Source organism: Micromonospora sp. WMMC273 (assembly GCF_027460285.1).
GTDB classification, from domain to species: domain Bacteria; phylum Actinomycetota; class Actinomycetes; order Mycobacteriales; family Micromonosporaceae; genus Micromonospora; species Micromonospora aurantiaca.
Map to the genome: position 1 here is coordinate 4,410,877 of NZ_JAPZBE010000001.1, position 20,759 is coordinate 4,431,635.

At 74.0% G+C, this 20,759-nt stretch carries 16 protein-coding genes and 1 pseudogene; 9 read left to right on the forward strand and 8 right to left on the reverse strand.

Going from position 1 to position 20,759, the window contains the following annotated elements; translation table 11 throughout:
- Positions 1–40 precede the first annotated feature (40 nt).
- The gene (locus tag O7611_RS20250) at positions 41–940 is read left to right on the forward strand and encodes a TIGR01777 family oxidoreductase (RefSeq protein WP_194801126.1); all 900 of its coding nucleotides are present in this window, start codon (positions 41–43) and stop codon (positions 938–940) included.
- Between the two features lie 28 nt (positions 941–968).
- Here O7611_RS20250 and O7611_RS20255 read toward each other — a convergent pair whose 3' ends face one another.
- Positions 969–2,204 (reverse strand): extracellular catalytic domain type 1 short-chain-length polyhydroxyalkanoate depolymerase, encoded by a 1,236-nt coding sequence (locus tag O7611_RS20255; RefSeq protein ID WP_194801125.1) that lies wholly within the window; start codon positions 2,202–2,204, stop codon positions 969–971.
- Between the two features lie 173 nt (positions 2,205–2,377).
- On the opposite strand from O7611_RS20255, the gene O7611_RS20260 reads away from it, so the two are divergent.
- From O7611_RS20260 to O7611_RS20270, 3 genes are read left to right on the forward strand one after another with little or no spacing between them, the layout of a single operon-like run.
- The gene (locus O7611_RS20260; protein WP_194801124.1) at positions 2,378–4,189 is read left to right on the forward strand and encodes a DUF2079 domain-containing protein; all 1,812 of its coding nucleotides are present in this window, start codon (positions 2,378–2,380) and stop codon (positions 4,187–4,189) included.
- 52 nt (positions 4,190–4,241) lie between these two features.
- Entirely contained in the window at positions 4,242–4,883 is a 642-nt protein-coding gene (lipB, locus tag O7611_RS20265; RefSeq protein WP_194801123.1) for a lipoyl(octanoyl) transferase LipB, read from the forward strand.
- A 5-nt stretch (positions 4,884–4,888) separates the two neighbouring features.
- Entirely contained in the window at positions 4,889–5,281 is a 393-nt protein-coding gene (locus tag O7611_RS20270) for a VOC family protein (RefSeq protein ID WP_194801122.1), read from the forward strand.
- Between the two features lie 544 nt (positions 5,282–5,825).
- Here the strand turns inward: O7611_RS20270 and aspS are convergent.
- Positions 5,826–7,112, reverse strand: a complete 1,287-nt coding sequence (gene aspS, locus O7611_RS20275) for an aspartate--tRNA(Asn) ligase (RefSeq protein ID WP_194801121.1) — start codon at positions 7,110–7,112, stop codon at positions 5,826–5,828.
- Positions 7,113–7,524: 412 nt separating this feature from the next.
- On the opposite strand from aspS, the gene lipA reads away from it, so the two are divergent.
- Complete coding sequence (lipA, locus tag O7611_RS20280; protein WP_194801120.1) at positions 7,525–8,514, forward strand: lipoyl synthase; 990 nt, start codon at positions 7,525–7,527, stop codon at positions 8,512–8,514.
- A gap of 60 nt (positions 8,515–8,574) precedes the next feature.
- Positions 8,575–10,269 carry a DUF423 domain-containing protein gene (locus tag O7611_RS20285; RefSeq protein WP_269697390.1) on the forward strand — a complete coding sequence of 565 codons (1,695 nt, stop codon included), beginning with the start codon at positions 8,575–8,577 and terminating at the stop codon, positions 10,267–10,269.
- A gap of 58 nt (positions 10,270–10,327) precedes the next feature.
- On the opposite strand, the gene O7611_RS31925 is transcribed toward O7611_RS20285, so the two are convergent.
- From O7611_RS31925 to O7611_RS20300, 3 genes and pseudogenes are all read right to left on the reverse strand, one after another.
- Entirely contained in the window at positions 10,328–11,926 is a 1,599-nt protein-coding gene (locus tag O7611_RS31925; RefSeq protein ID WP_332367432.1) for a LuxR C-terminal-related transcriptional regulator, read from the reverse strand.
- A 550-nt stretch (positions 11,927–12,476) separates the two neighbouring features.
- A pseudogene (locus tag O7611_RS20295) lies at positions 12,477–12,656 on the reverse strand (ATP-binding protein); the annotation flags it as partial.
- A 140-nt stretch (positions 12,657–12,796) separates the two neighbouring features.
- On the reverse strand, positions 12,797–12,967 hold the full coding sequence (locus O7611_RS20300) for a hypothetical protein (RefSeq protein ID WP_194801117.1): 171 nt from the start codon (positions 12,965–12,967) through the stop codon (positions 12,797–12,799).
- Between the two features lie 213 nt (positions 12,968–13,180).
- Here O7611_RS20300 and O7611_RS20305 point away from each other — a divergent pair, with 213 nt between their 5' ends.
- Positions 13,181–13,870, forward strand: coding sequence for a DUF4191 domain-containing protein (locus tag O7611_RS20305; protein WP_013287747.1), 690 nt, complete (start codon positions 13,181–13,183; stop codon positions 13,868–13,870).
- A 61-nt stretch (positions 13,871–13,931) separates the two neighbouring features.
- On the opposite strand, the gene O7611_RS20310 is transcribed toward O7611_RS20305, so the two are convergent.
- On the reverse strand, positions 13,932–14,387 hold the full coding sequence (locus tag O7611_RS20310) for an RDD family protein (RefSeq protein ID WP_228532181.1): 456 nt from the start codon (positions 14,385–14,387) through the stop codon (positions 13,932–13,934).
- A gap of 129 nt (positions 14,388–14,516) precedes the next feature.
- Here O7611_RS20310 and glnA point away from each other — a divergent pair, with 129 nt between their 5' ends.
- Positions 14,517–15,941, forward strand: coding sequence for a type I glutamate--ammonia ligase (gene glnA / locus O7611_RS20315; RefSeq protein WP_013287749.1), 1,425 nt, complete (start codon positions 14,517–14,519; stop codon positions 15,939–15,941).
- Between the two features lie 58 nt (positions 15,942–15,999).
- Here glnA and mptB (O7611_RS20320) read toward each other — a convergent pair whose 3' ends face one another.
- Complete coding sequence (gene mptB / locus O7611_RS20320) at positions 16,000–17,502, reverse strand: polyprenol phosphomannose-dependent alpha 1,6 mannosyltransferase MptB (RefSeq protein ID WP_269697391.1); 1,503 nt, start codon at positions 17,500–17,502, stop codon at positions 16,000–16,002.
- 11 nt (positions 17,503–17,513) lie between these two features.
- Positions 17,514–18,926: a polyprenol phosphomannose-dependent alpha 1,6 mannosyltransferase MptB gene (gene mptB / locus O7611_RS20325; protein WP_269697392.1), complete on the reverse strand. Its 1,413-nt coding sequence runs from the start codon at positions 18,924–18,926 to the stop codon at positions 17,514–17,516.
- Positions 18,927–18,962: 36 nt separating this feature from the next.
- Between mptB (O7611_RS20325) and O7611_RS20330 the strand changes: the two genes are divergently transcribed.
- Positions 18,963–20,597, forward strand: a complete 1,635-nt coding sequence (locus O7611_RS20330) for a hypothetical protein (RefSeq protein ID WP_269697393.1) — start codon at positions 18,963–18,965, stop codon at positions 20,595–20,597.
- Positions 20,598–20,759 lie beyond the last annotated feature (162 nt).

Consider the following 20,759-nt stretch of genomic DNA (forward strand, 5'->3'; position numbering starts at 1 on the left):
CAACGCATCCGAATCGCGCCGCGTACTCGAAGATGTGAGCATGCGGATCCTCATGGCCGGCGCGTCCGGTTTCCTCGGCACCCGACTGGTCGACTGCCTCACCGCGGACGGCCACCAGGTCACCCGCCTGGTCCGCCGCCCGCCACGCACCCCCGCCGAACGGCAGTGGAACCCGTCCGCCGCGCAACTGGACCCGCAGTGCGTCGCCGACGCGGACGCGGTGGTGAACCTGGCCGGCGCCGGGGTGGGCGACAAACGCTGGAACGACGAGTACCGGAAGCTGATCCGGACCAGCCGGGTGGACAGCACCACCACGCTCGCCATCACGATCGCCGGCCTACCCGCCGCCGACCGGCCCGCGGTGCTGCTGAACTCCTCCGCGGTCGGCTGGTACGGCAACACCGGCGACCGGACGGTCACCGAGGAGGCGCCTGCGGGTGAGGGGTTCCTCGCCGACGTCTGCCGGGTCTGGGAGGCCGCGACCCGCCCGGCCGAGGACGCGGGCGTACGGGTGGTGCGCCTGCGTACCGGACTGCCGCTGCACCGCGACGGCGGCCTGCTCAAGCCGCAGCTGCTGCCGTTCCGCCTCGGTGTCGGCGGCAAGCTGGGCAACGGGCGGCAGTGGCTGCCGTGGATCTCGATGCGGGACTGGCTCGACGCCGCGAAGTTCCTGCTGGCCCGCGACGGCATCGCCGGCGCGGTGAACGTGGTCGGCCCGGCGCCGGTCACAAACGCCGAGTTCACCAAGGAGCTGGCCCGCCAGCTGCACCGCCCGGCGATCATGCCGATCCCGGCGGTGGCGCTGAAGGTGGCACTCGGCGGTTTCGCACAGGAGGCGCTGACCAGCGCGCGGGTGCTGCCCGCCGTGCTCGACAGGGCCGGGTTCCCGTGGGCACACCCGGACCTGGCGGGCGCGTTGCGCGCCGCCCTGACCGAGTGAGCGGGCGAGGGCGGCGCGACGCGGCGGATCAGCAGCCGATCACCCAGTACGCGGGCCCGGTCTGCTTCAGCGTGCTCGTGTAGAAGGTGTTGTAGAGGCCCATCCGCTGCCCGCTGCCGAGCGCGTAGGCGTACCCGCCGGACTGGTAGGCCCGCCCGGCCACCACGTGCGCGTAGTTGCTCGCGGTGACGCAGACCGGTGCGCCGGTCGGCGTGGGCGACACGGTCGGTGACGCGGTCGGGGTGGGTGACGCGGTGGCCGTCGGGGTCGGGCTCGGCGAGGCGCCGCCACCGCCGAGCCCGAAGAAGACCGCGTCCCGGTACGTCGAACAGATGGTGTCCAGGAAGTACGCCCCGGCGGTGCCGCACTGGTCCGCGCCCGTACCCGGGTCGACGGGGGTGCCGTGGCCCATCCCGGAGACCCGGTAGAGGCGGACCTGGTCGTTGCCGTAGACCTCCAGGCTGGTGCCGGCCGGCAGCGTGGACGTGCTGGCCGGGGTGGTCGACACGCCCAGCACGTTCGTCCACTGGTCCCGCGACTCGGCGGCGTTCGCGGTCGCCACAGTGGTGTCGCTGGTGCCGTGCCAGATCGCCACCCGCGGGCGCTTCCCGGTGTATCCGGCGTACGCGCCGCGGACCAGGTCGCCCCACTGCGCCGGGGTCTTGTCCACGCCCGGGTTCATGCAGCTGAACGCGGTGACGGTGCTGGTGGCGCAGCGGTACGGGATGCCGGCGACGATCGAGCCGCCGGCGAAGACGTCCGGGTAGGCGGCGAGCATGGCCGCGCTCATCGCGCCGCCTGCGGACAGCCCGCTGACGTAGACCCGGGCGCCGTCGGTGCCGTAGGTGGTCTTGGCGTAGTCGACCATCTGCTTGATCGACAGCGCCTCGCCCTGGCCGCGCGCGGTGTCACCGGTCTCGAACCAGTTGAAGCAGGAGTTGGCGTTGTTGGCGCTGGGCTGCTGCGGCGCGATGAGCGTGAACTTCCACTGGTCGGCGTACTTCTGCCAGCCGGAGTTGGCGACGTACGTCGAGGCGTTCTGCACGCAGCCGTGCAGCAGCACCACGGCGGGCGCGCCGGCGGCCAGGCCGTCCGGGCGGTACGCGTACATGGCCAGGTTGCCGGGGTTGGAGCCGAACCCGGTGACCTGGGTCAGCGAGGCGGCCTGGGCGGGAAGGGCGGCTACCAGCGCGGTGGCCGCGGCCAGCACGACCCCGGCCGCCGCCCCGGCGACGCGGGCGATGAGAGAAGAGGAGCGGGGCACGGAGACCTCCCGATCGTGGAATGTGAACTGAGTCACCTCCGAGTTGCCGCGACGTTACGGCCGCGTTTCGTCACACCGGAATGGCCGCCACTCACACATTCACGACCACCGAAGTGTGCGGCGAGTTCCGTGTCCGGGCGGTCTGCCCAGGTCCGGTTGGTAACGTCCGCTGCGTGCCCTCCTCCCCGTCCCCGGCCGCCGGCCCGGCGCCGACACGCGTCCGCGACCGGCGCGCCGACCTGCTGGTCACGCTCGCCGCGCTGGCCCTGGCCCTCTGGGTGACGAGTGGCATGTGGCGGGATCCGAACAGCCGCGCGATCACCGTCAACTCCAGCGACCAGGCGCTGTTCGAATGGCTGCTGGCGTTCGGCGGGCACGCGCTGACCCACGGGCAGAACCCGCTGTACACCACCTTGATCAATGTCCCGGACGGGGTGAACCTCGCGGTGAACACCTCGATCACCGTGTACGCGGCGGTCTTCGCGCCGCTCACGTACCTGATCGGGCCGCCCGCGACGTTCCTGGTCATCCTCACGCTCAACCTGGCCGCGACGGCGGTGGCCTGGTACTGGCTGCTCAGCCGGCACCTGGTCCGCAGCCGGCTGGCCGCCGGTGTGGGCGCGCTGTTCATCGCCTTCTGCCCGGCGATGGTGTCGCACGCCAACGCGCACCTGAACTGGACCGCGGGCTGGCTGGTGCCGCTGCTGATCTGGGGCGTGTTCCGGCTGCGCCGTCCGGGCCGGGCGGTCACCGGCGGGATCGTGCTCGGGCTGCTGGTGGCTGTCGCGTTCTCGATCGCCGCCGAGGGGCTGTTCTTCACCGCGCTGGCGCTCGGCGTCTTCCTCGCCGTGTGGGCGCTGCACCCGGCCCGCCGGTCCGAGGTACGCGCCGCGCTGCCCCGGATGGCGGCCGGGCTGGGCGTGACAGCCCTCGTCGCCGGGGCGCTGCTGGCGTACCCGCTCTGGCTGCACTTCCTCGGACCGCAACGGTTCCACGGCACCGGGTTCGACCCGCTGATCCACTCCGAGGACATCGCCGCGTACGGCTCGTACCCGCGCCGGTCGCTCGCCGGCTGGGCCGGGTGGGGCACGTCGCTGGCGCCCAACCCGACGGAGGAGAACTCGTTCTTCGGCGTACCGCTGCTCCTGCTCGCCGTCGCCTGCTTCGCGCTGCTGTGGCGGCGCGCGGACCGCGCGTTCCGGGCCACGCTGGCCGCCCTCGGCGTGACCGCAGTGGTCTTCGCGGTGCTGTCGTGGGGGCCGACGGTGAAGTGGAACGGCCGGCGTTTCGACCAGACGCTGCCGTTCGGGGTGCTGGACAACCTGCCGGTGATCAACGCGGCGTTGCCGTCCCGGCTGGCGCTCGTCGTCGCGCCGGTCATCGGCCTGCTGCTGGCGTACGCGATCGACTCGCTGCGCGCCCGGCCGCCCCGGCACCGGGTGAGCGGGCTCGCCTGGGCGCTGGGCTTCGCCGCCGCGCTGCTGCCGCTGGTGCCGATTCCGCTGCTGACAAGCGTCCGCGAGCCGATCCCGGCGTTCATCACCAGCGGCGCCTGGCAGCGCTACGTCCCGCCCGACGGGGTGCTGACCCCGCTGCCGCTGACCGTCGACGTCTACCCGGACGGGCAGCGGTGGCAGGCGTACGCGCTCGCCCACCGGCAGGGTGAGTTCCGGATCCCGTCCGGCTTCTTCCTCGGGCCGGGCGGCCCGGAGGGCCGGGGCCGGATCGGCCCGGTGCCGCGCACCTTCGACTCGCTGATGGACCAGGCGGGCCGGACCGGGCTGGTGCCGATCATCACCGACGGCAGCATCCGCGAGTCCCGGGCGGACCTGCGCTACTGGGGCGTCCAGGCGGTGGTGCTTCCCGACCGGGTGCACGGCGCGAAGTTCGACGTCGACGAGGAGGCGCTGCGGCGCACCGCCACCGCTCTGCTCGGCCCGCCCGAGCGGGTGGAGGACGTCTGGCTGTGGCGGGTGCCGGACTGACGCGACGAGGCTCACGGGTCCGGTTCCCGGAGGGCGGGACTAGGCTGGACGGGTGAGCGTGACGACTTCCGGGCTGACCGCCGTCCGCGCCGGCCTGCTCGACTACCAGGCCGCCTGGGACGAGCAGCGCCGGCTGCACGAGGCGGTGGTGGCCGGCGAACAGGGCGACACGGTGCTGCTGCTGGAGCATCCCAGCGTCTACACCGCCGGCAAGCGCACCGAGCCGTGGGACCGCCCGATGGACGGCACCCCGGTGGTGGACGTGGACCGCGGCGGAAAGATCACCTGGCACGGTCCGGGGCAGCTCGTCGGCTACCCGATCGTCCGGCTACCCGACCCGGTCGACGTGGTCGCGTACGTCCGGCGCACCGAGCAGCTGCTGATCGACGTCTGCGCCGAGTTCGGGCTGACCGCCGGCCGGGTCGAGGGGCGCAGCGGCGTGTGGGTGCCGGAGGACGACCGGGGCCCGGCCCGCAAGGTCGCAGCCATCGGCATCCGGGTGGCGCGCGGCGTCACGCTGCACGGCTTCTCCATCAACTGCGACTGCGACCTGGGCTTCTTCGACCGGATCGTGCCCTGCGGCATCCGCGACGCCGGGGTCACCTCGCTGACCGCCGAGCTGGGCCGGCCGATCACCGTCGCCGACGTGCTGCCGGTGGTCGAGCGGCACCTGCCGACGCTGACGCAGGTCTGAGCCCGGTGCGGCTCGACCTGGTCACGCTCGTGGTGGCCGAGTACGACCCGGCGATCACCTTCTTCACCGAGGTGCTCGGGTTCGAGCTGGCCGAGGACAAGCCCTCGCTGACGAACGACGGCCGGCCCAAGCGCTGGGTGGTCGTACGCCCGCCGGGCGGCGGCACCGGCCTGCTGCTGGCCCGTGCCGACGGTGAGCACCAGGCCGGTGCGGTGGGCGACCAGACCCACGGCCGGGTGGGTTTCTTCCTCCAGGTCGACGACTTCGAGGCGGTGTACCGCCGGATGGCCGACGCGGGCGTCGAGTTCGTCCGGCCGCCCCGCACCGAGCCGTACGGCCGGGTCGCGGTCTTCCGCGACATCGCCGGCAACCCCTGGGACCTGCTCGGCCCGGCCTGACCGCTCCCCCTTCCCCTCCGCGTGCTCCCGCCCCCGGCCATCGCGCATCCGCTCGGTGCGCGGTGGCCGACCGGTCCGGGTCGCCACCCGCCCAGGACCGCCTCGCCATCGGTCACGGTAAGTGACAAACCTGAATCCGCGGTATGTGACCTCTCGCCGACTTTGCTCTGCAGCCGGATCCGCAACGGTCACTCACGGTTGATCGTTGCGCCCGTGGCTGCAGAGCAAAGTGCGCAGACGCCCTTCCCTCCCGCCCGACGGTCGTTCGCCATAACACCTGCTCAGCGGGATTCGCCGCGGCAAAGGGCATCTCGACGACTCCGGATGCCCCATCACCGAGCGTCACCGCAAAGCCTGCGCGACCTTCCATCACTCTCTGCGACCGATCCGAGCCGGTTGCGGAGGCCGGCGGCTCGACCGACGGCTCCGGCGAGCCGCGCCCCGCCACCGCGGCCGGGCCGGGACCGGGACCGGGACCGGGACCGGGAGAGAGCAACCCGCCGCCGCGGGCCGGCACGGCGCAAGCCGTGCCGGCCCGCGGCCGTCAGGGCGTGAGGCGGTGCAGGTCGCGCGGGAAGGCGGTCACCTCGCGGACGTTCGCCGCGCCCGTGAGCCGGGCGACGAACCGCTCCAGCCCGATCGCGAAACCGCCGTGCGGCGGCATGCCGTGCCGGAACGCGTCCACGTACCCCGCGTACGGCTCCACCGGCTCGCCCCGCGCGGCGAGGGCGGCCAGGTAGTCGGCGTGCCGGTGCAGCCGCTGCCCGCCGGTCACCAGCTCCACGCCTCGGAACAGCAGGTCGAAACCATTCGAGTACGCCGGCCGGGCCGGGTCCGGATGGGTGTAGAACGGGCGCTTCGCCATCGGGTAGCCGGTGACGAAGAGGAAGTCGCTGCCGTGCTCGCGGAGCGCCCACTCCCCCAGCGCCCGCTCGTGCGCCGGGGCCAGGTCGGGTTCGGAGGGCGGCGCGCCGGCGATCGTCAGCGCGTCGGTGAAGTGCACCGCCGGGATCTCGGCCGGCACCCCAGGCACCGTCACGCCGAGCGTGGCCAGCGCGCCGCCGGCCCGGTCGGCCACGGTCGCCACCATCCCGGCCAGGGTCTCCCGCAGCACCGCCATCACGTCCCGGTGGTCGGCCACGAACCCCAGCTCGACGTCGAGCGACGTGTACTGGGCCAGGTGGCGCACCGTGTCGTGCGGCTCGGCGCGGAACACCGGCCCCACCTCGTACACCCGCTCGAAGACGCCGACCATGAGCTGCTTGTAGAACTGCGGCGACTGGGCCAGGTAGGCGGGCCGCCCGAACCAGTCCAGCGCGAAGACGTTCGCCCCGCTCTCGGTGGACGAGGCGACAACCTTCGGCGTGTGCACCTCGACGAAGTCCTGCCCGTCGAGCGTGGCCCGGAAGCCGGACACGGCCGCCGCCGAGATCCGCAGCGCGGCGGAGCGGGCCGGGTGCCGCAGCGCGACCGGTGCGTGGTCGAGCTGAGTGTGCAGGCCGGCGGTGAGCACCGGCCGGTACAGGTCGAACGGGGGCGGGACGGCGGGCGGCCCGAGCGGACGTACCGTCGGCTCGACGACCTCGACCCCGGCGGGCGCGGTGGCGTTCGCGACCACCGTGCCGGCCACCTCGACGACAGTCTCCTCGGTGAGCGCCTCGACCTGCTCGCGCACGGCGGGCGCGGCGACCACCACCTGGGCGAGCCCGGCGGCGTCCCGCAGGATCAGGAAGGCCACCGACTTGAGCAGCCGGCGGCGGTGGACCCAGCCGGCGAGCCGCACGGTGGCGCCCACATGGGCGGGGAGTTCCGTGGACAGGATGCGTTGCACGACGACTACCTCCTTGACCAATCGCAACGCGATCCCCAGGGAGGTGTGGGCGAGCGGGAGCCTCGCGGTGCCACCACACCTTCGCCCCCGCCTGGGCGGGAGCCTCGTTCGTCGCCTTTTCACCGGGGCCGGCCGGGCGGGCTCTACTGGGCGCGACGCGCCGTTCTTCCCGCAGCTCGGGAGGGTCTTCGCGGACCGGCGCCAGACCGCCTCGCAGCAACCGGCGGCTCTCTCGACTGGCGGATCGGTCCGTTACTCGGCTCCGTCACAGCTCTGCCCGGCACGCTAGCACTGCACGCGCCGCGCTGTGACCGGGTTTTTTCGCCCCTGGTGTCCGGTGTCACAGCCATTCCGGCGTGACGGCCGTCGCCCTCGTTCATCGACCGGCACCGACCGGCGTACGCTCGGTTTTGTGACGATCGAGCAATCCGCGCCGACGACTGAGCAGCCAGCGCGCACCGCGACTGTCGCCCCGGAGGGGCGGCGGATGCTGCGGATCGAGGCGCGCAACGCCGAGACGCCGATCGAGCGCAAGCCGCCGTGGATCAAGGTCAAGGCCAAGATGGGCCCGGAGTACACCCAGTTGCGCGGGCTCGTCTCGCGCGAAGGGCTGCACACCGTGTGCCAGGAGGCCGGCTGTCCCAACATCTACGAGTGCTGGGAGGACCGGGAGGCCACCTTCCTCATCGGTGGTGACCAGTGCACCCGGCGCTGCGACTTCTGTCAGATCGACACCGGCAAGCCGGCCGAGTTCGACGCCGACGAGCCGCGGCGCGTCGCCGAGTCGGTCGCCGCGATGGGCCTGCGCTACGCGACCATCACCGGCGTCGCCCGCGACGACCTGCCCGACGGCGGCGCCTGGCTGTACGCCGAGACGGTCCGGCAGATCCACGCCCTGCAGTCCGGCTGCGGTGTCGAGCTGCTGATCCCCGACTTCAACGCCGTCCCCGAGCAGCTGGCCGAGGTCTTCGGCTCGCGGCCCGAGGTGCTGGCGCACAACGTGGAGACGGTGCCGCGCATCTTCAAGCGGATCCGCCCGGCGTTCCGCTACGAGCGTTCGCTGGACGTGATCCGCCAGGCGCGGGCCGACGGCCTGGTCACCAAGAGCAACCTGATCCTCGGCATGGGCGAGGAGCGTGCCGAGGTGTCCCAGGCGCTGCGCGACCTGCACGAGGCGGGCTGCGAGCTGATCACCATCACGCAGTACCTGCGCCCCTCCCCCCGGCACCACCCGGTGACCCGCTGGGTCAAGCCGGAGGAGTTCGTCGAGCTGCGCGAGGAGGCCGAGGAGATCGGCTTCGCGGGCGTGATGAGCGGCCCGCTGGTCCGCTCGTCGTACCGCGCGGGCCGCCTCTACCAGCAGGCGCTCGCCGCCCGCCAGGAGGTCGCCGTCGCCGGCTGAGGCCGGCCGTCGACCGCGTCACCGTCCGCCGGCCGCCCGCCGGATGCCATGATCACAGGCATGACCGCCGGGGTACGCGAGGAGCCACGCGAATCCGTGCGCCCTCGTACGCCCCGGCGGCTGCCGTTGCCGACGCTGCTCGCCCTGCTCGTCGGGTTCGCCGGTGTGGGCTACCGGCTGGCGCTGCTGTTCGCCGACGTACCGCCCACAAACAGCGACGAGGCGACGATGGGGCTGGCCGCCCTGCACGTCGCCCGCGGTGACGGCTTCCCGGTGTGGTTCTACGGCCAGGCCTACATGGGCACGCTCGAGGCGTACCTGGCCGCGCCGCTGGTCGCGCTGGCCGGGCCGTCGGTGCTCGTGCTGCGGCTGCCCACGCTGGCGCTGTACGCGTTGTTCCTGCTGCTGTCCTGGCGGCTGACCCGGCGGCTCGGCGGTGACCGCTGGTACGCCCTGCTCGTCGTGGCCGTGCTGGCGCTCGGCTCGGACCGGGTGGTGAAGAACCAGCTCATCGCCGGTGGCGGCTATCCGGAGCTGAACCCGGCCGGCGCCGCGCTGGCGCTGCTCACCGTCGGGCTCTGCGTGACCGGGGCGGGCGCGCGGCTGCCCCGCTGGGCGGCCTGGGGACTGGTCTCGGGGGTGCTGCTCTGGGTGGACCCGCTGATCCTGCCGTACGTGCTGACGCTCGGCGTGCTGCTCGTGGCGTGGCGGTGGCGGGAACTGGCCGGCCGGGCCGGGGTGGTGCTGGCGGGCACGCTGCTGCTGGGTGCGGCGCCGATGCTCGCCGACAGCATCCGGCACGGCCGCAACCCGGTGGCCGCGGTGCTGGCCGCAGGTGGCACGGGTGCGCCGGCGGACTGGGCGGACCGGCTGCACGGCGCACTGGTGCTCGGGCCGCCGCTGGCGATGGGCTTCTGCTCCCCCGGCCGGTGTGCCACCTGGCAGCTCTGGTGGGCCGTCGCGTTCCCGGTGCTGCTGGTGCTCGCCGCCCTCACCGCGTGGCACGCCCTCCGCCCCGGCGGGCCGGGCTCGGCGGAGCGGGTGTCGGCCGGGGTGCGGCTGGCGCTGCTCGGCGGGGCGGCGGGCGTGCTCGGGGCGTACGCGGTGAGCAACGCGGCCGGGCAGACGCCGATCGAGAGCAGCCGTTACCTGTCGTGCCTGGCGGTCGCCGTGCCCGCCCTGTTCTGGCCACTGTGGCAGGCCGCCCGCCGGCTGACGGGGCTCCGCAAGTTCGCCGAGGTGGCGGTATCGGAGGAGAGCGGATACCGCCATCTCCCCGAAGTGGAGTCGATCAAGGCGACCGGCGGGCGGGCGGCCGGGAGGAGGGCCCGAGTGGCGGGGGCGGGGGCACTGGCGGTGCTCGCGGGGGTGCTCGGCACCGGCGCGGCGGCCACTGTGGACGTGGTGCGGACCGCGCCGGCCGTGCACGCCGAGGCCGACCGGCACCGGTCGCTCGTGGACACGCTCGGCGCGCTCGACGTGCGGAACGTCCGCGGCGGCTACTGGACGTGCAACCGGCTCACCTACGCGACCGGCGAGAACGTGCTCTGCGCCGTGGTCGACGACGACCTGAGCCCCGGTTTCGACAGGCTGCCCGCGTACCGGCGGGAGGTGGCCGCCGACCCGGACGCGGCGTGGGTGGCACCGGCCGGCTCGCCGCTGGCCGCGCGGCTGGACGAACGCGTCGGCGCCGAGTCGGGCGCGCTCGACGTCGTCACGGTGGCCGGCTGGCGGATCTACCTGCCGCGCCGCTGACCCGGACCCGGCGCGGTTACCGGCCCGGCGCCCGGCCGACGCGGCACGGACCGGCGCGCTACCGGACGCGGCGCTGGGCCGGGGCGGGTGACGGCCGGTCGAGCAGGCCCAGGCGGTGCGCCAGCGCGGCGGCCTCCACCCGGTTGGTCACATCGAGCTTGGCGATGATCCGGGACACGTGCACGCTCGCCGTCTTCGGCGAGATGAACAGGCGCTCGGCGATCCGGCTGTTGCTGTGCCCCTCGGCGACCAGCCGCAGCACCTCCTGTTCCCGGCTGGTCAGCAGGTCCGGCCCGGGTCGCCCGGTGCCGCGCAGCCCGACCCGGCGGGCAAGCGTCGCCGCCTGCTCGCCCAGCGGGGTGGCGCCCAGCCGGGCGGCCAGCTCGGCCGTCTCCCGTACCGCGGCGGCCACCTCGTCCCGCTCGCCCGCCGCCGCGGCCGCCTCGGCCAGCCCGAGCAACGCCCGGCCCAGCGGGTACGGCTGCCCGGCCGCCCGCCACGCCGCCACGGCCACCCGCCAGGCGGCGAGCGCCTCGGCGGGAGCGGTGGGCGCCGTACCGCCGAGGATCGCGGTGACGTGGGCGGCGTGGGCGTGCTCGGCCGGGTGCCGGGCCGGCAGCGCGGCGGCCACCGCCGACACCTCGGCAGCGAGCATCGCGTCCCCGGTCAGCGCGGCGGTACGCGCCAGCGCGTTCAACACCGGCCAGCCCTCGCGGGGCAGGTCCGCCAGGTGCGCGTCGGCCAGGGCGGCGCGCGCCGCGCGTACCGCCTCGGGCTTGTCGTCGGCGGCGAGCGCCGCCTCCACGCGCAGCTCGTGCAGCGGCAGCCGGTGGTTCGGCCAGAGGTACGGGCGGCCGAGGAACGCCAGCGCCCGCCCGACGACCTCGTCCGCGCCCGGATGGGCGCGGGCGAGGTGGAGCCCGGCGCGCAGTTGCAGCCAGTGCAGCCCGGACACGCCGGGCGGGTCGATGCGGGCCGCCTCGGCGCAGGTGGCGTCCGCCTCGTCCCAGCGGCCCAGCGCGATCAGTGCCTCGGCCCGGTTCGACAGCAGGTACGCCCCGATCGAGCGGCTGATGCCGACCCGGCGCGCCTCGGTCACCCCGGCCGCGGCGGCTTGTTCGGACTCGTCGTAGCGGCCCAGTTCGTAGAGCACGTCGGAGAGGAAGACCAGCGCGCTGACCAGGGCCCACGAGTCGTCTGCCGCCCGGGCTCGCGCCTCCACCCGGCGCAGCTCGGCCAGTCCCACCTCCGGCGTGCCGTCGATGCGGTGCAGCAGGGCGATCCGGGTGGGCAGCAGCACCAGTTCGGTGCCGACCTCGGACGCGCCGGCCGCGGCCTCGGTGGCGACCGAGGCGGCCTCCCGAGGGTCGACCTTCATCAGGTGCGACGCGATGTCGGCGAGCACACCGAGCCGTTCCGGGCCGTGCGGCGCGCCCGCCGCCAGCCGGTACGCCTCGCGCAGCTCGGTCGCGCCGTCGCTCTTGCCGAGCAGCGCGAACAACCGGCCCCGATGGTCGAGCAGGCGCGCGGCGCGCAGCGGTTCGGCGTCGGAGTCGACCTCGGCCAGCGCCGCCCGGGTGAGGGTGAGCGCCCGGCTGAGGTCTCCGGCGGTCACCGCCGCGGTGAGCGTGTCCTCCAGCACCCGCAGGTGGTCCATGCCGAGCCGGTTGGCGGCGTCGGGCACCTGCTCCCACAGTTCGAGGACGCGCTCCAGCAGCCGGCTCTGCTCGGCGTACGCGTACCGTTCGGCCGCCGCCTCGGCGGCGACCCGGGCGGCGGTGAGCGCGCGGGGGTGGTCGTGTGCCGCGTACCAGTGGTGGGCGATCTCGGCCGGCGCGCGGCCGGCGGCGACCAGGTGCGGATTGGCCTCGATCGCGGCGGCGTAGCGGGCGTGCAGCCGCGCGTGCTCGCCGGGCAGCAGGTCGTCGTGCACGGCCTCGCGGACCAGCGCGTGCCGGAACTCGTAGTCGCCGTCCGGGTCGGCCACCACGAGCTGCCCGGCGACGGCGGCGCGCAGCGCGTCCTCCAGTTCGGCCTCGGGCAGGCCGGCCACCTCGGCGAGCAGCTGGTGGGCGAAGCGGGTCCCGCCGGCGGCGGCGATCCGCAGCACCCGCTGGGCCGGCTCGGGCAGCCGGTCGACGCGGGCCAGCAGCAGGTCGCGCAGCGTCTCCGGGATGGCCGCGCAGCCGACCGGCCCTCCGGCGGCGGCCAGGGGTGCCGAACTCCTCCAGCAGCCGGGTCTTGCCGACACCCGCCTCGCCGCCGACGAGCACCGTCGTCGGCTCGCCGGACCGGGACCGGGTCAGCGCGTCGCCGAGCGCCGTCAGCTCGGGCCGGCGGCCGACGAGGACGGTGCTGGCAGCGCGTACGGTCACGCCGTCGAGCATGCCACGCGCCCCCGACGGCCCAACCGGGCCGATCGGACCGCGCGTAGCCGCCGGTCCGGCCGCCCCCGTGACGGCCGGACCGGCGACCTTCCCTGCGGCACCGGCCGCGCCCACGATCCCGGCGACGGCCGCCGGTGCGGTCACCGGCGGGCGTCGGCGGGGCGGGCGTTGTGCCGGCGGCGGCTGAGCCAGCCGCGCGGGTGCCGGCGTGGCAGCGACCGGGCGAGCCGGTCCTGAGCCGCGTCGGCCTGCAGCTCGGCGGCGTGGCTGCGGTGGATGCTGAGGATGAGGTCTGCGTCGTTGCCGAACATCTCGGATCTCCCTGTCGTGCGGTGTCTCCCTGTCGAGATCGACTCTCCGCGCGAAGGTGCCCCCGGGGCATGGGTACGCCGCCTGATCTTCGGCCGTCCGGCCTCCTTACCGGCGGGCCGGTCCGGGACGGAGCGGCGGTAAGGTACTCAGCCCTCGGCGCAGGGGGCGGCCACGGATCAACGGGGTGCGCGCCGACCACTAGACTCTGCGGTATGGCAAAGCCCCAGGAGAAGGTCTCGTTCGGCCAGCGGCTGAAGCAGATCGGGATGGTGTTCCGGTTCACCGCCAAGCAGGACAAGTGGTTCGCGCCGCTGACCGCGGCGGCGGTGCTGATCCCGCTCGCGCTCACCGTGGTCGCGGTGATCGCCTGGGGCTGGATCTGGTTGCCGATCGGCATCCTGCTCGCCCTGCTGGCCGTGCTGATCGTGCTCAACCTGCGCTCGAACAAGGCGATGATGAACGCCGCCGAGGGGCAGCCGGGCGCGGCGGCACAGATCATGGAGAGCATGCGCGGCGACTGGCGGGTCACCCCGGCGGTCAGCTCCACCACCCAGATGGACATGGTGCACCTGGTGGTGGGCCGGCAGGGCGTGATCCTGCTGGCCGAGGGCAACCCGCAGCGCGTCCGCGGCCTGCTCGGCCAGGAGAAGCGCCGCCTGGCGAAGGTGATCGGCACCGCCCCGCTGCACGACTACGTGATCGGGCAGGGCGAGGGTGAGTTGCCCGTCCGCAAGCTGCGGATGACGCTGATGCGGCTGCCGCGTGCCCTCTCCCCGAAGGACGTCAACGCGCTCGACAAGCGGCTCAAGGCGCTCACCGCGCGGCCGCAGATGCCCAAGGGCGCGATCCCGAAGAACATGCGGCCGGCGCGTGGCGCGTTCCGGCAGACCCGGGGTCGCTGACTTCCGGCGTACGCGAAAAGGAGCCGGTCCCCGTGCGGGGCCGGCTCCTTCGTCGTGCGGGTCAGCGGCGCGGGGCGTCGGTGACGACCGACCCGGAGAGCCGGTCGTGCAGGCCGCGCCGGTGCTCGTCCATCAGCAGCGCCGGCACCACGAGGGCCAGCAGGAAGCCGCGCAGCAGTCCGCGGAGCAGCCCGATCCGGCCGCCGTCGGCCCAGGACACGCAGCGCAGCCGGGTGAGGAACATGCCGGGGGTCTGGGCGAACAGGCCGAGGAAGAAGCCGTACTCCAGAATCAGTACCAGGACCGGCGGCCAGCCGTCGCGGACCGGGTCGGAGAAGGCCCGGGCGACCATCAGGCACAGCACCCAGTCGATGATCAGGGCGCCGAAGCGGCGGCCGAGGCTGGGCGGGGTGAAGGCGGGGTCGGTGGCGGGCGGCACCGGTGTGGCGGCGGTATCGGTCACAGCGGCCAGGGTAGCGCCGCCTCGACCTCTGACGGAAAATACGACATTCAGCATCACAGCGTGCCGAGATGACGCTCCGCAAGCGACGTAACACGGCGGAAACAGACGAGACACGGCAGGGCAACCCCCCGGCCATAGCGTCGCCAGTAGCCAGCTACCGGAGTGGACCTGCCAGGAGGACGTGTGTTCGCCAATTCCGAGGAACTCCTGCGATACCTCGCCAACGAGGACGTGAAGTTCGTCGACGTACGTTTCTGTGACCTGCCCGGCGTGATGCAGCACTTCAACCTGCCGGTCGAGTCGTTCGACGACAGCGTCTTCACCGACGGCCTCGCCTTCGACGGATCCTCGATCCGCGGCTTCCAGGCCATCCACGAGTCCGACATGCTCCTGCTGCCGGACGTCGCCACCGCCTTCATCGACCCGTTCCGGGCCCAGAAGACGCTCGCGCTCAACTTCTTCATCCACGACCCGTTCACCCGCGAGGCGTACTCCCGCGACCCGCGCAACGTGGCGAAGAAGGCGGAGGCGTACCTCGCCGCCAGCGGCATCGCCGACACCGCCTACTTCGGCGCCGAGGCGGAGTTCTACATCTTCGACTCGATCCGCCACGAGACCTCGGCGCACCAGTCGTTCTACTACATCGACTCGATCGAGGGCGCCTGGAACAGCGGCCGGATCGAGGAGGGCGGCAACCGCGGCTACAAGACCGCCTACAAGGGCGGCTACTTCCCGGTGCCGCCGGTGGACCACTACGCCGACCTGCGTGACCGGATCGTGCGGCGCCTCGTCGACGGCGGCTTCACCGTCGAGCGCTCGCACCACGAGGTCGGCACCGCCGGCCAGTCGGAGATCAACTACAAGTTCTCCACCCTGCTGCACGCCGCCGACCAGCTCCAGCTGTTCAAGTACATCGTCAAGAACGAGACCTGGGCCGCCGGCAAGACCGCGACGTTCATGCCCAAGCCGCTGTTCGGTGACAACGGCTCCGGCATGCACACCCACCAGAGCCTCTGGCGCGGCGGCGAACCGCTGTTCTACGACGAGACCGGCTACGCCGGCCTGTCCGACACCGCCCGCTGGTACATCGGCGGCCTGCTGCACCACGCCCCGTCGCTGCTGGCCTTCACCAACCCGACGGTGAACTCCTACCGTCGTCTGGTGCCGGGCTTCGAGGCGCCGGTCAACCTGGTCTACTCGCAGCGCAACCGCTCCGCCTGCACCCGCATCCCGGTCACCGGCAGCAACCCCAAGGCCAAGCGCGTCGAGTTCCGCGTGCCGGACCCGTCCAGCAACCCGTACCTGGCGTTCTCGGCCATGATGATGGCCGGCCTGGACGGCATCAAGAACAAGATCGAGCCGCCGGCGCCGATCGACAAGGACCTGTACGACCTGCCGCCGGAGGAGTGGGGCGACGTCAAGCAGGTTCCGGGTTCGCTGCCGGAGGTGCTCAACGCGCTCGAGGCCGACCACGACTACCTGCTCGACGGCGGCGTGTTCACGCCGGACCTGATCTCGACCTGGGTCGACTGGAAGCGGGCCAACGAGGTCGACCCGGTGCGTCTGCGCCCGACCCCGCACGAGTTCGCGATGTACTTCGACTGCTGAGCACGCTCGTCAGCACCGGCCGGGCCGGCTCCGCGATGGCGGAGCCGGCCCGGCCGTTTCACGCGGTACGGCGCAATGCGGCGCGGTGGCGCAACGCGGCCCGGACGCCGGCCACCGCGACGACCACCACCAGCGCCGTCATCAGCACCGCGCCCGGCGCCTTGCTGAACCGGGCCAGGTTGGATCCGTCCGGCAGGGTCAGCGCCGAGGCGACCGCGCAGGGCGCCACGAACCAGACCTGCCGGGCCAGCGGCACCGCCGCGACCGCGAGCACTGTCAGCGGCCAGATCGCGTACCAGGGGTGGAAGACCGGGGCGAGCAGCACGGTGGCGGCGAGCGCCAGGCCCGCGCCGAGCAGCGCCACCCGAGGGCGGGCCAGCGTCAGCCGGGCCACCCGCTGCCGGGTGTCGTTGAGCCGGCGCAGCGTCGTCCACGCCCGCCACCAGAGCGCCACCAGCGTCCCGGCCAGCAGCACCAGCGCGACCGCCCGGGCCACCGGCACCGCCGCCGGCCGCAGGCCGGCCAGCTCACCGGCGTAGTCGATCACGAATCCGACGGCGGTGGGCGGGGACGTCCACTGCTGCGAGTCGCCGCTGTGGCCGAGCCCTCCCACCCAGCCCAGCCCGAGGCCGGTGGCGAGCGAGAGGACCAGCAGCGTGCCGAGCACCGACGCGGCGAGTTGCCCGCCGTCGCGCAGCAGCGCTCGCCAGGTGTAGCGGCCGAGCACTGCGGCGAGGGCCGCGAACGGCAGCGCCACCACCGCGACCGCCTTCACCGCCACGGCCAGGCCCAGCACCACCCCGGCCACCAGCAGCGCGCGCGGCTTGCCCGGCAGGCGGACCAGCACCAGCAGGCCGAGCAGGAGCAGCCCGAGCGCGAGCGCGTCGTTGTGCGCGCCCGCCACCAGGTGGATCCCGACGAGCGGGCAGGCGAGCACCAGCCAGGCGGCCCGGCGGGTGGGTACCCCGGCGGCGCGGGCCAGGCCGGGCAGGCAGAGCGCGGCCAGCAGCACACCGGCCACCGCTACCAGCCGCAGCGCCACGACCGTCCCGATCAGGCCGCCACCGGCGAGGACCGCGAGCCCGGCCAGCAGGACGAAGAACGGCCCGTACGGCGCCGGGGTGTCCCGCCAGATCGGCGACACCGAGTCGGTCCACGGACAGCCGGCCGCCGCGACCCCCACCCGGTACGGGCTGAGCCCCTGCGTCCACGTCCAGCCCTGGCAGGCGTACGAGTAGACGTCGCGGCTGCCGATCGGCGGCGCGGCGAGCAGCGGCAGCGACCAGAGCCCGGCGGTCACGTACGCCCACCGGCCGGTCGGTGCGCCCCACCGCAGCGACCACCAGGCGCCCACGAGCAGCAGCGTTCCGGCCAGCCAGCAGGCGAGCGCCGCCGGCCCGTGCGGTGCGGCCCAGATCGCGGCGAGCGTGGCGCGCGAAGGCGTGCCGGGTAGTGCGCCGCCGAGCCATCCGGCGACGGTGAGCAGCACGGCCCCGGCGAGGCCGGTGTAGCGGGCGAGACCGGCGGCGATCGGCCGGACGGGTCCGTCGGGCTCGCTCACCGGCACACTCCTCAGTCCACGGGAACCGGCTGCCGGCCCTGGCGAGCCGACCGTACCAACCACACGACCAGCCCGATCACGAACAGGGTCATCAGCGGCGCACCGGGCATCTTGGAGTACCGGGCCAGCCCGGTGCCGTCGGCCAGCACCAGGAACGACGACACCACTGTGACGATCGAGAACCAGAGCGTGCGGTGCGCGGTGGCGGCGAGCACCGCAAGCGGCCACAGCCAGTACCAGGGGTGGAACAGCGGGGAGAGCGCGACGGTGGCGGTGAGAGCCAGCCCGGCGTGCCAGAACGGTTCACCGCGACGGAACGACCGGAACCAGAGCCAGATCAGCACGGCGACCAGCACGACCATGCCGATCGCCCGGGTCACCGGCAGCGCGTCGACGTGCACGCCGAACGGCGCCAGCAGGTAGCCCACCGTCTGCCCCACCGCCGTCGGCGGCGACGTCCACGCCACCACCAGCCCGCCCTGCTCCAGCCCGCTGACGAACCCCAGCCCCAGGCCGGACGCGACGGTCACCGCGGCGAGCGCCGCGAGCGAGCCGCCGACCACCCACCCGCCGTCGCGCACGAGCGTCCTGATCCGGTACGCCCCGACGATCGCGGCCAGCGCGGCGAACGGCATCACGACCAGCGCGGTGACCTTGACGGCGGCGGCGAGTCCGAGCAGCGCCCCGCCGGCGAGCAGCGGCCCGGGCCGGCCCGGACGGGCCGCGACCACCGCCAGCCCGGCCACGAGCAGGCCGATCATCAGCGCGTCGTTGTGCGCGCCGGAGACCAGGTGCACGGGCACCAGCGGGCTCGCCAGCGCCAGCCAGAGCGCCCGCTGCGGCGGCACCCCGCAGCGGCGGGCCAGCACCGGCAGCGCCCACGCGGTGAGCGCCACCCCGGCCACGGCGAGCGCCCGGAACAGCACGACGGCGCCGAGCAGCGAGCCGGTGGCCTCCACCACCGCGCCGGCGAGCAGCACGAACAGCGGACCGTACGGTGCCGGGGTGTCCCGCCAGATGTAGGAGATGGTGTCCAGCCAGGGGCACGGCAACGCTGACACGCCCTGCTCGTAGGGGTTGATCCCGGCCGAGAAGCTGGCGCCCTGACACGCGTACGCGTACACGTCCCGGCTGCCCAGCGGCGGCGCGACGAGCATCGGCAGCAGCCACAGGGCCACGGTGACCAGCACCCAGCGGGCCGACGGCACGCTGTCCCGCAGCGACCACCAGGCCCACGCCAGCAGCCCGGTGCCGACCAGCCACAACCCGATGATCAGCGGCCCGTTCGGGCCCTGCCAGATGCTGACCGGGGTGGGACGCAACTCGCCGTCGGGCAGGGCGCCACCGAGGTACGCGGCCACGGCGAGCAGCACCGAACCCGCCAGGCCGATCCAGCGCGAGAGGTGGTGAGGCACGTCCGACATGCTGCCAGTACGGTGGTTCGCGATCAGGAGGTGGGCATGCGGGGCGGTCGGGTGGTGGCGGTCTCCGCCGTGTCGGCGCTCGTCCTATGCGTGCTCTACCTCACGCTGCCGGCCACCGGCTCGGACCTGTCCGCGCAGGCCGCCCGCGCCGGCTTCTTCGCCGACCACGGGGCCGCCCTGGTCGACCTGCGCTGGTACGGCGGCGTGCACCCGTGGGGCTACAGCCTCGTCTCGCCGCCGCTGATGGCGCTGCTCGGGGTACGCGTCACCGGCGCGCTCGCCCTACTCGCCTCCGCCACCGCGTTCGCCGCCCTGCTGGTGCGGACCCGGGTGCCCCGACCACTGCTGGGCAGCCTGGTCGGTGTGGTCACGATCGCCGGCAACCTGGTGTCCGGCCGGGTCACGTACGCCCTGGGCGTCGCGTTCGGCCTGGCCGCGCTGCTCGCGCTCACCGTCCCCGCCCGCCGCGCCCGCCTCGCCGCCGGTGCCGCTGCCGACCCGGCCGGTGCAGCGGGTGGCGGCCGGAACGTCTGGGCGGCCGTCGCCGCCGGTGCCGCCGCGATGCTCGCCTCCGCGGCCAGTCCGGTGGCCGGGCTGTTCGTCGGGCTCGCCGGCGTCGCGCTGCTGCTGACCCGCCGGTACGCCGACGGCCTGCTGCTCGCCGTACCGGCCGCCGCGCCGCTCGCCGTGACCGGACTGCTGTTCGGCGAGGGCGGCTGGATGAACATCAGCACTGCCGACACCGTGCACGCCGTGGTGACGAGCCTGGTCGTGACGGCTCTCGTCGCGTACCGGCCGGTGCGGGTGGGCGCGCTGCTGTCCGCGGCCGGGGTGCTGGCGTCGGCGCTGCTGCACACGCCGGTCGGCCTGAACGCCACCCGCCTGGTGGTGATGTTCGCGCTGCCGGTGCTGGCCGCCGCCGCGACGCTCCCCACCCCGCTGTCCGGTCGGCTTCGCGCCGCCGGTCGGCGCTCCCGGGTCGCCGGGGCGGTCGGGCTTGCCGCGCTGCTGGCGGTGGTGTGCTGGTGGCAGCCGCCGGTGGTCACCGCCGACCTGCGCAGCGCCGATGACCCGACGGCCGACCCGGCGTACTTCGCGCCGCTGCGCGCGGAGCTGGCCCGGCGCGGGCTCACCGGGCGGGTGGAGGTGCCGCCGACCCGCAACTACTGGGAGGCGGCCCACATGGGCGAGGTGCCGCTCGCGCGGGGCTGGCTTCGGCAGGCAGACATCGACCGCAATCCGCTGTTCTTCACCACGGTGCCCGGCGCGGACGGCACCGGCATCCCGCTGACCCCGATCACCTACCGGGACTGGCTGGCCGACAACGCGGTGCAGTACGTGGCGGTGCCCGACGCCGAGTTCTCCTGGGTGGGCGCGTCGGAGGCGAAGCTGGTGGAGACGGGCCAGCCGTACCTGACCGAGGTCTGGTCCGACCGGCACTGGAAGCTGTACGCGGTCGCCGACCCCACCCCGCTGGTCGGCGCACCTGGTGAGCTGGTCCGCCAGGACGGCGCCTCGATCACGTTCCGCGCCCCCACCCCCGGCCCGATCCCGATCCGCGTCCGCCACACCCCCTGGCTCACGGCCTCCAACAACGCCAAGGTCACCCGAGACGGCAAGTGGACAACGGTGACGGTCCCCCGACCCGGCACCTACACCGTCACAAGCTGACCCACCGTCCCCTCCCCCGATCCCGATCCCGCCGAGATGAGCATTCAGCGGCGCGGCGTGAGCGCGGCGATCTTGCGCTTTCCGCCCCGGCAAATCGGGCCTATCCGGCCTGCGCGGGGCCGTAACTGCAAGATCGCCGCGCGGCGCGGTGTGCGGGGCGCG

What these genes read in the sequence shown, in the direction of transcription:
- O7611_RS31925 (WP_332367432.1), bottom strand. Translation starts at nt 11,926, where the DNA reads ATGGACCACCTGCGGGTGCTGGAGGACACGCTCACCGCGGCGGTGACC.
- O7611_RS20300 (WP_194801117.1), bottom strand. Translation starts at nt 12,967, where the DNA reads ATGTTCGGCAACGACGCAGACCTCATCCTCAGCATCCACCGCAGCCAC.
- O7611_RS20250 (WP_194801126.1), top strand. Translation starts at nt 41, where the DNA reads ATGCGGATCCTCATGGCCGGCGCGTCCGGTTTCCTCGGCACCCGACTG.
- O7611_RS20285 (WP_269697390.1), top strand. Translation starts at nt 8,575, where the DNA reads ATGACCGCCGGGGTACGCGAGGAGCCACGCGAATCCGTGCGCCCTCGT.
- O7611_RS20330 (WP_269697393.1), top strand. Translation starts at nt 18,963, where the DNA reads ATGCGGGGCGGTCGGGTGGTGGCGGTCTCCGCCGTGTCGGCGCTCGTC.
- O7611_RS20305 (WP_013287747.1), top strand. Translation starts at nt 13,181, where the DNA reads ATGGCAAAGCCCCAGGAGAAGGTCTCGTTCGGCCAGCGGCTGAAGCAG.
- O7611_RS20310 (WP_228532181.1), bottom strand. Translation starts at nt 14,387, where the DNA reads ATGCTGAATGTCGTATTTTCCGTCAGAGGTCGAGGCGGCGCTACCCTG.
- mptB (WP_269697392.1), bottom strand. Translation starts at nt 18,926, where the DNA reads ATGTCGGACGTGCCTCACCACCTCTCGCGCTGGATCGGCCTGGCGGGT.